Annotated in this window: 11 protein-coding genes; 5 read left to right on the plus strand and 6 right to left on the minus strand. The window is 66.8% G+C overall.

Annotation, left to right across the window (positions count from 1 at the left end):
* Positions 1-120 precede the first annotated feature (120 nt).
* Positions 121-3,030 carry an MHYT domain-containing protein gene (locus tag B4920_RS19890; RefSeq protein ID WP_079436429.1) on the plus strand — a complete coding sequence of 970 codons (2,910 nt, stop codon included), beginning with the start codon at positions 121-123 and terminating at the stop codon, positions 3,028-3,030.
* Complete coding sequence (locus B4920_RS19895) at positions 3,023-4,042, plus strand: HD domain-containing phosphohydrolase (protein ID WP_079436430.1); 1,020 nt, start codon at positions 3,023-3,025, stop codon at positions 4,040-4,042. Before B4920_RS19890 ends, B4920_RS19895 begins: the two co-directional genes overlap by 8 nt.
* A gap of 1 nt (position 4,043) precedes the next feature.
* Here B4920_RS19895 and B4920_RS19900 read toward each other — a convergent pair whose 3' ends face one another.
* The 3 genes from B4920_RS19900 to B4920_RS19910 form a co-directional block, all read right to left on the minus strand.
* Positions 4,044-5,084, minus strand: a complete 1,041-nt coding sequence (locus B4920_RS19900; RefSeq protein WP_079436431.1) for a nitronate monooxygenase family protein — start codon at positions 5,082-5,084, stop codon at positions 4,044-4,046.
* A gap of 12 nt (positions 5,085-5,096) precedes the next feature.
* The gene (locus B4920_RS19905; RefSeq protein ID WP_079436432.1) at positions 5,097-6,356 is read right to left on the minus strand and encodes an HD-GYP domain-containing protein; all 1,260 of its coding nucleotides are present in this window, start codon (positions 6,354-6,356) and stop codon (positions 5,097-5,099) included.
* 74 nt (positions 6,357-6,430) lie between these two features.
* Positions 6,431-7,450 carry a quinone oxidoreductase gene (locus B4920_RS19910; RefSeq protein WP_079436433.1) on the minus strand — a complete coding sequence of 340 codons (1,020 nt, stop codon included), beginning with the start codon at positions 7,448-7,450 and terminating at the stop codon, positions 6,431-6,433.
* A 101-nt stretch (positions 7,451-7,551) separates the two neighbouring features.
* On the opposite strand from B4920_RS19910, the gene B4920_RS19915 reads away from it, so the two are divergent.
* The gene (locus tag B4920_RS19915) at positions 7,552-8,469 is read left to right on the plus strand and encodes a LysR family transcriptional regulator (protein ID WP_216819959.1); all 918 of its coding nucleotides are present in this window, start codon (positions 7,552-7,554) and stop codon (positions 8,467-8,469) included.
* On the opposite strand, the gene B4920_RS19920 is transcribed toward B4920_RS19915, so the two are convergent.
* Positions 8,413-9,117: an HD domain-containing protein gene (locus tag B4920_RS19920; RefSeq protein WP_079436481.1), complete on the minus strand. Its 705-nt coding sequence runs from the start codon at positions 9,115-9,117 to the stop codon at positions 8,413-8,415. The two genes, B4920_RS19915 and B4920_RS19920, sit on opposite strands and share 57 nt — an antisense overlap.
* A 122-nt stretch (positions 9,118-9,239) precedes the next feature.
* Here B4920_RS19920 and B4920_RS19925 point away from each other — a divergent pair, with 122 nt between their 5' ends.
* Entirely contained in the window at positions 9,240-9,863 is a 624-nt protein-coding gene (locus B4920_RS19925; protein WP_079436434.1) for a TetR/AcrR family transcriptional regulator, read from the plus strand.
* 4 nt (positions 9,864-9,867) lie between these two features.
* A complete protein-coding gene (locus B4920_RS19930) occupies positions 9,868-12,516 on the plus strand; it encodes a PEP/pyruvate-binding domain-containing protein (protein WP_079436435.1) in 2,649 nt (882 codons plus the stop codon).
* Positions 12,517-12,578: 62 nt separating this feature from the next.
* Here B4920_RS19930 and B4920_RS19935 read toward each other — a convergent pair whose 3' ends face one another.
* Both B4920_RS19935 and B4920_RS19940 read right to left on the minus strand, forming a co-directional pair.
* Positions 12,579-13,538, minus strand: a complete 960-nt coding sequence (locus B4920_RS19935) for a DUF4880 domain-containing protein (RefSeq protein ID WP_161493350.1) — start codon at positions 13,536-13,538, stop codon at positions 12,579-12,581.
* Positions 13,539-13,540: 2 nt separating this feature from the next.
* Entirely contained in the window at positions 13,541-14,050 is a 510-nt protein-coding gene (locus B4920_RS19940; protein WP_079436437.1) for a sigma-70 family RNA polymerase sigma factor, read from the minus strand.
* Positions 14,051-14,187: the final 137 nt, after the last annotated feature.

The raw sequence follows: 14,187 nt of genomic DNA on the forward strand, positions 1-14,187 counted from the left end.
GCTTCAACAAAACAATGGCATAGCACTTTCGCAAAACCCAAACTGCCACACAGCGCGATTGCATATTTCAGTTTTTCCATTTCATGTCGTAAACAAGACGTAATAAAGACGTCCCCCGACATGTTTACCCCCAGCAATTTCTTCAACCTGGATACTGCGCCAGGCGCCCTGCTGTACAGTAGTTTCAGCCCCTGGATGGTCGCCTTGTCGGTGGCGATTGCGGTGGTTGCTTCCATCAGCGCCCTCTACGCAGCCGGCCTGGCCCGGCGTGCCAGTGACCGCCGGCAACGCCTGATTCTCGTCGGCACCGGTGCCGTCGCACTGGGCGGAGGTATCTGGGCGATGCATTTCATTGGCATGCAGGCTTTCGAGTTCTGCACACAGGTGAGTTACTCCCACCCCCTCACCCTGCTGTCGATGGCGCCGGGCCTCGGCGCGGCGCTGCTCGCCCTGCACTTGCTTGCCCAGAACCAAATCAGCCAGAGACAGTTGCTCGCTGGCGGCACCCTGATCGGCACCGGTATCGGCACAATGCACTACAGCGGCATGGCCGCGATGATCATGAGCGGGAGCTTGCGCTATGACCCCGGGTGGTTCGCGCTGTCCATCGTGACGGCCATCGCGCTGGCCATTTTTGCCCTGTGGCTACGCTTCCGGCTGCGGCGCCTGCGCCATCGTCTGCCCGGATGGGCCGGCATCCTGGTCAGCGGCACCGTGCTGGGGGGCGCAGTGGCGGGCATGCACTACACCGGCACCGCCGCGGCACGCGTCGTCAACCTGCCGGTCGTCGGCGGCACTCCCGTCAATACCGATCCGAGCTTCCTGACCGTGGCCGTCACGCTGGCGACCCTTAGCCTGACCCTTCTGGTGGCGGTAGCGAATGGCCTGCTGCGCTACCAGCAGCTGTACCGCCAGATCGAATCGAAGGAAGCGCGGCTGCAGGCCATTCTGGACACCGCGGTGGACGGCATCGTGACCATCGACCGACATGGACTGGTCCGCAGCTTCAACAATGCCGCCGAACGGCTCTTCGGCTGGCAGGCGGAAGACGTGGTGGGCCGCAACATCAACATGCTGATGCCGGAGCCCCATCGCACCCGCCACGACAGCTACCTCAGCAACTACATGGAAAGCGGCGTGGCCAGGATCATCGGCACTGGCCGGGAAGTCACCGCCATGCGCCGGGACGGCAGCCTGTTCCCGATCCGGCTCGCCATCGGGCGGACCGAGGTGCCGGGCGAAACCCTGTTCGTCGGCTTCATCACCGACATCAGCCAGTACAAGGAACTCGAACAGGCCTTGCGCGACTCCCGCGACCGCGCCGAACTGGCCGCCACCAGCAAGACGGCGTTCCTGGCCAACATGAGCCATGAAATCCGCACGCCGATGAACGCCATCATCGGCTTCACCGAACAGTTGCTCGATACATCACTGGACACCCAGCAGCGCCGGCACCTGGACACAGTACGCCGCTCGGCACGGTCCCTACTGGGGCTGCTCAACGACATTCTCGATACGGCCAAGCTCGAACGTGGGGCGATGGAAATAGAGCATGTGGATTTCTCGCTGCACGACGTCGTGTATCAGGTGGCGGCGTCCCTGCGCCTCAGCGCAGAGACGAAGGGGCTCACGCTGGACATCGATTACGCCCCTTCCCTCGGTGAACACTTCAGGGGCGATCCGCTGCGGGTCCAGCAAGTGCTGACCAACCTGCTCGGCAATGCCATCAAGTTCACCGAACGCGGCAGCGTGAAGGTGTCTGCGGAAGGTCAGGCCGGGGCCGTGCGCCTGATCGTCACCGATACCGGCATCGGCATCCCCTCCGACCGGATCGCGCGAATTTTCGAACCCTTTGCACAGGCCGACGTGTCCACCAGCCGCCGCTTCGGTGGCACCGGCTTGGGCACCACCATCGCCCGCCAGCTCATCGAATTGATGCACGGGCGCCTGGACGTGGAGAGCGAAGTCGGAGCTGGCAGCCGCTTCATCGTCGAGCTTCCCCTCGAACGGGGCGGCCCGATTGCCAGTACACCGGCCACCACCCTGCCCACCTTGCCGCCCCTGCGCATCCTCGTTGCCGACGACGTTCCACAGAACCTCGAGCTGCTGACCCTGGCCCTCGGCCGGGCGGGCCACCAGCTGGTCACGGCCAGTGACGGCGAGGAAGCCCTGACCCTCTTCGCGACCGGCCGTTTCGATGTGGTACTCATGGATGTCCAGATGCCGCACATCGACGGCCTCGAAGCCGCGCGCGGCATTCGCGCCCACGAACGGCAGCATGGCCTCAGCCCTACCCCCATCATCGCCCTCACCGCCAGCGTACTCAACCAGGACCGGATCGCCGCGCGGGAAGCCGGAATGGATGGTTTCGCCTCCAAACCCCTGGACATACCGCGACTGCTGGCAGAAATTGCCCGCGCCACCGGACACGCCGTCGCCGGGCACAATCCGGCCCACACGCAGCTACCCTGCGATGCCATCGACTGGCAACGCGGGATCGCCCTGTGGGGCAGTGCCGATGCGCTGGAGCAGGCCCTGCGCCGTTTCGTCGACGCCCACGCCAGCTCGCCTGATGCACTGTCCCGGCTGGCCATGGACGCCGATCACACCTCGCTCGAACGCGCCGCCCATCGCCTGCGGGGAGCGGCCGCCAATCTGTGCCTGCCCATCGTCAGCAGCATCGCGGAACGCATCGAAGGCGAAGCTGGCGCGGCGCATTGCGAACACCTCGCCCCCCTTTTCCACACCCTGCGGGATGCCATGGACGCTGTGATTGCCGCCCTCGCGCTCAGGAACCCCGGTGGCACTGAAGCACCGCCGCCAGCCGCCGGCCAGGCCGACGTCACCGCGCTGGCCAGCCACCTGCACGACCTGCTCGAACATGGCGAGCTCGACGAGGACATGCTGCGCGAACTCCTCTCCACACTGCACGCCGATGGACGTCGCCCTGCCGCCGAGGCGATCGAGCGCGCCATCGATGATTTCGAATTCCAGACTGCCCAGCGGGAATTGCTGGCCCTGTATGACTGAACTGCACGCCCCCCCATGGTCCGGCAACGACCACCGCCCCAAGCTGCTGCTGGTGGATGACGAACCCACCAACCTGCAGGTGTTGCGCCACATCCTGCAGCAGGATTACCGCCTGCTCTTTGCCAAGGACGGCCCTCGCGCGCTTGAGCTGGCCAAGACCGAACAGCCCGCGCTGATCCTCCTCGACGTGATGATGCCCGGCCTGACCGGACTCGATACCTGCCGCCAGCTCAAGCAGAGCCCTTGTACCGCAGCGATCCCGGTCATTTTCGTCACTGCCCTCAATGACACGACGAACGAGACGGAAGGCTTCGAAGCCGGCGCGGTGGACTACATCACCAAACCCTTGAGCGCGCCGGTGGTACGTGCCCGCGTGCGCACCCACCTGTCGCTGGTGCGGGTCGAGGAACTCGCCACCACCCGCCTGCAGGTCATTCAGCGCCTTGGACGAGCGGCCGAGTTCCGCGACAACGAAACCGGGCTGCACGTCATCCGCATGAGCCATTACGCCCGCATCCTGGCGCTCGCGGCGGGTCTCGGTGAGCAGGCCGCCGACGACATCTTCCTCGCCGCACCGATGCACGATGTAGGCAAGATCGGCATTCCGGACGCCGTCCTGCTCAAGCGGGGCCCTCTGGATGCTGGAGAGTGGAACATCATGCGCCGCCATTGTGAGATCGGCGCCGAGATCATCGGCGAACATCCCTCCGGGCTGCTGCGCATGGCCCACAGCATCGCCCTGAGCCACCACGAAAAATGGGACGGCAGCGGCTACCCGAACGGCCTCGCTGGAGAAGCCATTCCGCTCGAAGGCCGCATCGTCGCCATCGCCGATGTCTTTGATGCACTGACCAGCGCACGCCCCTACAAACAAGCCTGGGACGTCGAGGACGCGATCGGCAGCCTGCGCCAGAACGCGGGCACGCATTTCGACCCGGTTCTGGTGCAGTGCTTCATCGACAACCTGCCGGACATCCTGGCCGTCAAGGCACGCTGGCCGGACGAGCCCTGATTCAGTTCAGGCCGTCGACCAAGCCCCGCGTCACGTCCGCCGCGCTCACTTCACGGCAGCCGAGCACGTTCTGGCCGCACCACAGCGGCGAGAAGTCGCCGCTACCGCGGCTCTCGGCGGCGGCGCGCAGCGGGGCGATAGCGGAGGTGGCCAGCGGGAATTCCGGCGCCGCGGGACTCAGCGGCCCCAGTTCGCGCATCACCCGATTGACGATGCCGCGCGCCGGGCGGCCGGTAAACAGGTTGGTCAGCGCCGTGTGGCCGGCGGCCGAACTCTTGAGGGCAGCGCGATGCACGGCGCTGGTGGCGGCCTCCGGACACAGCAGGTAGGCGGTGCCGGCCTGCACGCCAGCCGCACCGAGGGCCAGCGCCGCCTTCACGCCGCGGGCGTCGACGATGCCGCCGGCGGCGATCACCGGCACTTTCACCGCATGCACGATGCGTGGCAGCAGCGCAAAGGTGCCGGACTGGGCAGTCAAATCGTGGTTCAGGAAGTGCCCCCGGTGACCACCTGCCTCCAGGCCCTGGGCAATGATCGCGTCGGCGCCGTGGGCTTCGAGCCACAGGGCTTCTTCCACCGTGGTGGCGGACGACACCACCTTGGCCCCCCATTTCCTGACCCGCGCCAGCAGCTCGGCGGACGGCAGGCCGAAGTGGAAGCTGACCACCGGCGGGCGGAAGGCCGCGATGATATCCGCGGTCTCGGCGCTGAACGGGTTGCGGCCGGGGCCGGCCGGAATCCCTGCCGGGTCGATGCCGAACTCCGTGTAGTACGGCGCCAGCGCGGTGCGCCACGCGGCTTCCCGCTCGGCGCTGGGCGGCGGCGGGCGGTGGCAGAAGAAATTGACGTTATAGGGCTTGTCGGTAGCCACGTGGATCGCCGACAGCTCCTTCTCCAGCGCCTCGGGGCTCAGCATCGCGCAGGGCAGCGAGCCGAGGCCACCGGCCTCGGACACCGCAATCGCCAACGCACTGCCCTGCACGCCGGCCATCGGGGCCTGGATGACCGGCAGGGCGATGCCAAAAAGGTCGGTGATGCGCATCAGAAAATCTCCTTAGATACCGAAATGCAGGCGGACGCGTTCGTCCAGCAACTGCCTGGCCTGGTCTTCATCGCAGTCGGCCAGGCGCTCGAAGACTTCCCACGCGATAGGCCTGAAAACATCCATCACGGCGGGGTCGAAATGGCTGCCGCTGTCCCGGTCGAGGATCGCCATGGCAGCCTCGAAGCCGAGTGGCGCCTTATAGGGGCGCTTGGAACACAGGGCGTCGAACACGTCGGCAACGGCGAAGATCCGCGCCGCCAGCGGGATCGCCTCGCCGGCCAGACCGCGCGGATAACCGGCCCCATTCCATTTCTCATGGTGGCCAGACACCACCGCAGCGGCGCCTTCCAGCCAGCCGATGCCGGTAACGATCTCCTCGCCCTGCCGCACATGGCTGCGCATGGTGTCGAATTCGTCGTCGTCGAGCTTACCGGGCTTGAGCAGGATCGCGTCCGGAATGCCAATCTTGCCGACGTCGTGCAGGAAGCTGCCGGCGATCAACGCCTGCATGGCGTGCCCCTGCAGCCCCAGCCGCTCGGCGATGCGGGTGGCGATCCAGGCGACCCGGTAGTTGTGTGCGCCGGTGTCCGAATCCCGCTTGGCAATGGCGCGGCCGAGAGCGTCCATCATCGAGATGTGCGAATCAAGCACTTCACGGGCCTTGCGCTGGTTGTCGGCAGACAGGCGGACCACCACCGGGTAGATCACCGCGCCGCACAGCAGGGACGCCAACCCGGCCAGCAGCGCCGCGCTCAGTGCGTTGGCCCGCATCTGCTCGCGCTGCCAGGCGGACACGACCCGCACACCCTCGAAATAGCCGCTGATCCGGGCCGCACCGCCGCCTTCCTCCTGCAAGGGCACGAAAACCCGCAGTACCCACAAGGCATCGCCGAAGTTCAGGCTTTCGTAGGAGGCCGCCTGGTAGGCCGGCCGGCCATGTCCAGGCAGGCGCTCTTCCACGGCGGCGCCGGCGTCGGTCATCGCCTCGGCCAGCTTGTCGCCATGTTCGTCGTAGATCTCGGCGATATCGAACAGCCCACCGGCGATGGTGCGGGCCGCCTTCGCGGCCTTCTCCCCGGCCTTGGGACCGTTGAGGGCGACGGCATCGAAATGACGCAGCAGGCGGCGCGACTCCTCCATGGCCAGGGAAACAGTGGCCTCCTCCGCGTTCTCACGGGCCACAAACCAGGCGATCGGGCTGGCGACCGCCGCCAGCAACAGACTGACGGCAGCAATTCGGATGGCGGTGCGCCTGTTGAAAGTGTTCATACCCGCGACGATGCCAGTCTCCTGTGACGAGGCTGCCATTATCACCGCGGGGCACGGGCCACTGCCAATCCACCTCAGGGGCGCAACAGGATCGCCCCGCTGCTGCGGCCGGACTCCAGAAGTCGGTGCGCAGCAGCCACGCGGGTCAGCGGCAACACTTCACCGACACTGGCCTGCAGGCCGGACTGCAAGCGGGCCAGCGTTGCCGCGGCACCTTCCCGGTAACGCGCCAGGTCGGCCATGAAGCGGAACACGCCCGGCCGCGACAGGGCGATGGAGCGGGCCGGACCGAGTTGGGCGAGATCCAGCGGACCGCTGTCACCGGCCACCTGGCCGATGCTGGCCACCATGCCGTAGGGACGCACCACGCCCAGCGTCGCGGCCAGCGTGGCGCCGCCAATGCCGTCGATGGCGTAGTCCACACCCTGGCCGCCGGTCAGATCCTTCACCGCGCCGACGAAATCCTCGTCCCGGTACAGGATGGCGTGGTCCAGGCCATGAAGACGCGCCAGCTCGGCCTTGGCCGGCGACCCGACGGTGCCGATGACCCGCGCACCGAGCGCCTTGGCCCACTGCACCAGCACCAGACCCAGGCCACCGGCGGCCGCATGGACCAGCAGGGTATCGCCGGCCTTCACCGGGCGAACGTGGCTCAGCAGCATGTGGGAGGTGATACCGCGCAGCAGCAAGGACGCGATGGTGTCGTCGGCCACGTCGTCGGGCAGGGCCACGGCGCGCGCCGCCGGCAGATTGCGGGCGCTGGCGTAGCTGCCCGCCGGCGGGCCTGCATAGGCGATGCGCTGCCCCACCTGCAGCCCTTCCACGCCAGCGCCGATGGCCTCGATGACGCCAGCCGCCTCGACACCGAGTACCGCCGGCAACGCGGGCAGCGGGTAAAGCCCGGTACGGTGATAAACATCCACGAAATTGACGCCGATGGCGGTATGGCGCACACGGATCTCGCCGACGCCGGGTGCGGGCAAGCTGACGGTTTCCAGCTCGATCTCCTCCGCGCCGCCATAGCGATGGATCACGGCTTGGATGACCGGGGCGAAGGGGCTGCTGTCGCCCGGCAATACTGCGCTGCTGTTCATGCTCTGCTCCTGAAAGTTGGAAAGGACATCCCGACGGGATTGCAGACACAGCGTACGGCGCGCAGAATCACCCAACAATTCCAAATAATTGAACACTTTCTGTGCAAAAAAGCCCAATCAATCCGGCCGCTTCCGCAGCCCTGCAGTGGGACGACGTGCGCCACTTCCTGGCCCTGGCCCGCAACGGCAGCCTGTCCGGCGCGGCACGCCGCCTCGCCGTCGAGCACAGCACGGTGGCGCGCCGCGTGGAAGCGCTGGAGCACGCCCTCGGCGTGCGCCTGTTCGACCGCCTGCCGCGAGGCTGGACACTGACGCCGGAAGGGGAAACCCTGGCCGAACAGGCCGGACGGATGGAAGACGAGGCGCTGGCCTTCTCGCGCCTGGCCCTGGGCGTAGGCACGCTGCAGGGCACGGTGCGCATTTCAGCACCGCCGGTGATCGCCAGCTATTTCCTGGGACCGCGCCTGCTGCCGCACCGGGAGGCCTGGCCCGGCATCACCCTGGACATCGTCGGGGAGAGCCGCGAGGCCAATCTGGCCCGTGGCGAGGCCGACCTGGCCGTGCGCCTGTCCCGCCCCAGCGCGGCCGGCCTGGTGGCGCGCCCCCTCGGCCAACTCGGTTACGGGCTCTACGCCGCTCCCGGCTACGCGGAGCGGCCGGCGGACGCCTGGCAGTTCCTGGGCTACGACGACAGCCTGCGCCAGGTGCCACAGCAGCAGTGGCTGGACGGGATTGCCGCCGGGCGCCGCTTCATCCTGCGCAGCAACGACCTCGCCACGCTGCTGCACGGGGCCCGCGGCGGCCACGGCATCGCCGCGCTGCCCCATTTCCTGGGTGCCGGCGATCCGGCGCTGGCGCCGGTGGCCGCCGCCCCCTGCCCGACACTGCGCCCGATCTGGCTGGTCATGCATCCGGACGTGCGCCGCTCGCCGCGGGTGCGCACGGTTGCCGACGCGCTGCTGTCAGTCTTCAGCGAAGCGGCCGGCCTGCTCAGCGGCGAAACCGTCAGTGGAACCTGACCCCCACTCGGCGACGAACACTCCCCGGAACTCACGCAGCCAGGCCACCCGCTGCTCCCCCAGGCGCCGGGCGGCGGCGGTGTTCATCAGCGCAGGCAAGGTAGCCAGCTTCACTTCGATGTGGTCGAGAGAGTAGGCCCGATCGTCCGCCGGCCGACGCAGCGCGAGGGGATCGTCGGCGTGGGCCAGCGCCGACCCCATGCGGCCAGCGGTATAGAACATCCGCGCCAGCCCCACCGCACCAAGGGCGTCCATGCGGTCGGCGTCCTGCACGATCCGCGCCTCCAGGCTGCGCGGCGGAATGCCCGCCGAGAAGCTGTGGGCCTCGATGGCATGCGCCACCGCGTCGAGCCGCTCGACAGGAAATCCCGCCTCCGCCAGCACGCCCCGGGCCTGCTGCGCCGCCAGCCGGGAAGCCTGACCGCGGCGGGGATCGTCCTTGGGCAGATTGACGAGATCGTGCAGATAGCAGGCCGCCAGCACCACCAGCCCGTCGGCCTCTGGGTATTCGGTCAGCAACTGCTGCGCGACGCGCCACACCCGGTGCAGGTGCTGGACATCATGGGCGCCGTCACCATCGGCGGCGGCCGCGGCAACGGCGATCAGACGCGGGCGCCAGTGGGCAAGAAGGCTGAAGAAATCGGACATGGGGCATACCTCGCGGTCGAAGGGCGGACAGAACTGCGAATGATCCACGAGTTCTCGCCGGCTTGCCGACAATAAGTGAACGACGTATATTTATTTACGACGTTCACTATCAAGCTATTACCATGTCCTTGTCCCTACCCGCCGACGACGCCGGCCAGCCCGGCCGCCGCGAACGCAAACGCCAGCAGACCGCCGACCACCTGGCCGACACCGCCTGGACCCTGTTCCAGAGCCACGGCTTCGACGCGGTGACGATGGAAGCCATCGCCGCCGCCGCCGACGTGGCCAAGGGCACCCTCTACAAACACTTCCCGGTCAAGGAGGCCCTGCTGCGCCACCGCTTCCACCGGGAACTGGCGGAAGCGCTGCCAGCACTGCTGGGCGAACTGTCGGCCCTGCCGACGGTGACCGAGCGCCTGCAGGGTTTCTTCCGGCACAGCGCCGAATGGTCCCTCGCCCATCGGGACTACCTGAAGGAATACGTACGCTACCGCCTCAGCGAAGTGGGCACACCGGCCGAGCAGGAGCCGGGAAGGCACAGCGGGCTCGACGGCCTGTTCGCCAGCTTCATCGCCGCCGGCCAGGCCAGTGGCGAATATCGCCGCGGCACTCACCCGGCGGTACTCGCCCGCTACCTGCAGTTCCTGTACCTGGCGGCCCTGCTGCGCTGGCTGCACGAACCGACGCTGGATCTGCAGGCCGAGTTCGGGACCGTACTCGACGTCTTCCTCCACGGCATCGTCTGACACCATGAACACCCTCCTCCTCCCCGACTGGTCGGCGGTCCTCGCCGCCGGCGCACCAACCGCCGGTGGCAAGGCCTGGACCCTGGCCCGGCTGGCCCGCTACGACTTTGCCATCCCGGCCGGCATGGTCGTGCCGGTCACCGCCTACCGCGCCTGGCTGACCGCCAGCGGGCTGGAGACGGCACTGCTCGAAGCCGCCGCCGGCCCCGAGGCAGGACGAACGACGGCCCTTGGGAAGCTGGGGCAACAGCTGCGCGCCACGCCCGTCGACGAACGCCTGGCCGACATCCTGCGCGTCGAACTGACCTGCCCGCCGTGGCGTGATGCACCGCTGGCCGTCCGCTCCTCGTCACCGCAGGAGGATTCCGCCAGCGCGTCCTTCGCCGGCATCCACGCGTCCTGCCTCAACGTGCGCGGCAGCACCGCGCTGCTGGAAGCCCTGGTCCAGGTGTGGGCCTCGTTATGGACACCGGCCGCCGTCGCCTATCGCCAGCGTTTCGGCATCGCCCAGGCCGAAGCGGCGATGGCGGTCCTGATCATGCCGCTGGTTCCCGCCATGGCCAGCGGTATCGGCTTCACCTGCGATCCGCGGGACGGGCGCGACGACCGGCTGGTCATCCACGCCAGCTGGGGGCTCGGCGAAAGCCTGGTCGGCGGACACACGACGGGCGACGAGATCGTGCTGGCCGAAGATCCGCTGGACGACCATCTGACCCTCCTTGAATACACACCCGGCGACAAGCGCGTCGCCACGGTTCCGGCCGGCGGGCACGGCACCGCACGGGTCGCCACGACGCCGGACAAGGCCGGCGCCCCGGTACTCGACACGCCCCGTGCGCTGGCCCTCGGCGAGCAGCTGCGTCTGGCCGCCCAGGCCCTGGATTACGCCCGTGCCGCCTACGATTGCGAATGGGCCTGGGACGGCCAGCGCTTCTGGCTGCTGCAGGCCCGGCCGATCACCGCCATGGGGCGCTGCACCTACCCGGAACTGGCCAACCAGCCCGACATCTGGTCCCGCGGCAATACCCGCGACGTGGTGCCCGCCCCCTTGTCTCCGGTGGACTGGGGCGCCTCGCGCCGGTTGGTCAACAACCTGCTGGAAGGCGGCTACCGGCTTGCCGGCTTTACGCTGCACCCGGGCGCCCAGCGCGCCGGGCTATTCCACGGCCGCCTGTACCTGAACCTGTCGCTGATGCAGTGGGAAGGCTACGCCGCCTTCGCGGTCGCCCCCGCGGCAATGAACCGGCTGGTCGGTGGTCACCAGCCTGAGATCCACGTGCCGGCACTGGACCGGCAACAGCGCCTGCGCCGGATGCTGGGCATGCTGCGCTTCATGCGGAAAGCCGGCTCCCTGCGCCAGGCAGGCGAGACCGCCGCCACCGCACTGCTCGCCGACAGCCACCGCTGGCGCCACCAGCCACTGCCGGCGGACGACACCGGCCTGGCGGCCGAACTGCGTCGTCTGACCCGCCACGGCCGCGAGCAGCACGCGCTGCACTTCATGCAGGGCTCCGGCGGCGCAAGCCTGTCACTGCTGGTGGACCTGATCGACGCCCACCTGCCCGGCGAGGGCCACGCGCTGGCCTCGGCCCTGCTCGCCGGCGGTCCGCCGAGCGTGACGGCCCGGCAGAGCTATGAGCTGCACGCCCTGGCACGGCAGGCGATGGCCGACCCCGTCGCCCGCGCCTGGCTGGATGCCCACCGCCGCGAAGGGGGCGACTGGCGCACGCTCCCCACCGACAATGCCTTCCGCCAGGCCTTCGCCGATTTCCTCGAACGCTACGGCCACCGCGGCGTTTATGAAACCTATCTGCGCAACCCGCGCTGGCGGGAATGCCCCGACTACCTGCTGGACAGCCTGCCCGGCCTGGCCGCCACCGACCTTGCCCAGCTACAGGCGCGCCAGGCCCGCTGCGTCGCCGACGCCACGGCGCGGGTCCGCGCGGCCCTGCCGTGGTGGAAACGTGGCTTTTTCCGCAGCCTGCTGCGCTCGGCCAAGCAGGAAACCAACGGCCGCGAAGCGGCCCGCAGCGCCCTGATCGCCTGCACCGAACCCGCCCGGCGGGTACTGCTAGCGGTCGGCCAGCGCTGGCACGAGCGTGGCTGGGCAGGCGCAGCCGACGACGTCTTCCTGCTGATGCCGGCCGAAATCCTCGCCGTGCTCGACGGCCAGCGGCCAGGCACCTCACTTGGCCCACTGATCGAGGAGCGGAAAGGCCAGCTCGCCGCATGGGAAACGGACGATGTCCCCGACGTGATCCTCGACGGCACGGCGGCCTGCAATATCGCGGCAACGGCCCCTGCTGCCGTCAATGGCGACAACATCTTCCACGGCGTGCCGGTCGGCAGCGGTCGGGCCGCCGGCCCGGTGCGCATCCTGCACTCACCGGAAGAAGGCCGGCGCCTGGAACACGGCGCCATCCTGGTCGTCCCGTCCACCGATCCGGCCTGGACTCCGCTGTTCCTCAAGGCCGGCGGACTGGTGATGGAAACCGGCGGCTTCCTGTCCCACGGTGCCATCGTGGCGCGGGAATTCGGCATCCCGGCGGTGGTGAACCTGCCCGGCATCCTGCAGATCCTGCGCGATGGGGAACACATCGAGGTGGACGGCGTGGCCGGTACCGTCCGGCGCGCGGCGGCTTTACCTAGCTGAAGCATCCCTTCCCCAGGAGATCAGTCGATGAACATAAACGGGGATCTATCTGTTGCCGGTCACTAAGATACCTGTCCAGGCTCAATCAAGACCCAGAACCGAGTCCGACGATTGACTCTCAGAGGCAAAGTCTGCACAAGGGCATCCAATGTCTTGTCTGTATCATCGAGTGAAAATCTGCCACTGACCCCGATTTGCGCGATTTCGGCTGACACCGTAATGACGCCATTGAAATAGGGGCGCAGTTGGTCAACAACCTCGGAGAGGGGCTGGTTCTTGACTTCCAGCCAGCCATCCTGCCAGGCCGTCGTGTATTCGCGGGATGGCTGCTGACTCTCAATTGCCATGCTGTCGAATCCAAGCGACTGACCGGGCTCCAGCAATTGCCGCCCGCCCTTCACTTCAGCAAGCGCATTGATTGAGTCAAGCGTCGTCACGCGGGTCTTTTCCCTGCGTACATCAATCTGAATCCGTCCCGCGTCAAGCGATACGTGCCCATGGGGCGTCGACAAGACAAAAGGCAAGTTGGCATCCAATGCGATATCGGCCAACAGCTTTCCCTGGTCCACAAACAGGGAGCGAGACCTTGCACCGTCAAGCCTGATTGAGGTACAGGCATTGAGCGTGATGACACTGCTGTCGACCAATTGAAACTGCTTCCTCTCACCGACTCCCGTCCAATAATCGCCCCCCCACGACTTTGGCATAAAGCCCAGTTCTGCAGCAATACGCTGGCCGAGCCACAGGGAAGACACAGCCAACGCCCCCCCACCCAGAAACCTGCGCCGTGAGGCAGACGGCGCCTTCAGCAGTCTGTCGACATCAACAGCGGGCATTCTGGTCTTTTGCGCCAGGGAGATTGCTCCCAAAGCAGATTCAAGTCGAAGCCACGCGGCCTGGTGCTGCGGATCGATACCCAGCCATTCCTGAAAAGCAGCCTGCTCATCCGGCCCCGCGTCCCCCGACTTGAGAGCTACAAACCACTTCACAGCTTCGTCTTCGACCGAAATCGAGTGCCCCATTTTCATATTTCCACGCTTGCCATGCAGCTCTTCAAGGCTTTTGTCATGTACTGCTTTACCATACTCACGGAAACGCCGAGACGCTCGGCAATTTCGGCATACGACAGGCCATCGATCTGACTCAAGAGGAAGGCCATCTTGGCTTTGCTCGAGAGCCCCTGGAGGACTCTGTCGATCTCCAGCAAGCTCGCAACAACTTGGGCGCGTTCCTCCGGAGAAGGATAAGTTGGTTCCGGCAACTGACTCAGCATCTCAAGGTAAGCCCGCTCAAGCTCACGACGACGCCAACCATGAATAGCCAAACGCTTCGCGATGGTGCTCAAGAGCGCGCGCGGCTCCTTAATGCCTTCATGGGGAATTCGCAGCACTTGCGCAAAGGTCTCCGCCGCCAGATCTTCGGCATTCGCCGGGCACTCCACCTGCCTACGTACGTGACGCCGCAGCCAGAGGTAGTGCTCACGAAACATCCAATCGAAAAACTGCGTACGCGGGAGATTCTTTGGATCGCTCATTGCAGTACGGTCACAAAGCCATTAATTTCATTAGTATCAAGTGCCCGACAAGCGCTACAAACCAATAAATATCGGTTAGCAAATCACGATATGACAGCGCGCACTCAGTCAATGCCATGGCCGCGCCCGACCAACAG

The organism is Zoogloea sp. LCSB751 (assembly GCF_002028455.1).
In the GTDB taxonomy this organism is placed as follows: Bacteria; Pseudomonadota; Gammaproteobacteria; order Burkholderiales; family Rhodocyclaceae; genus Zoogloea.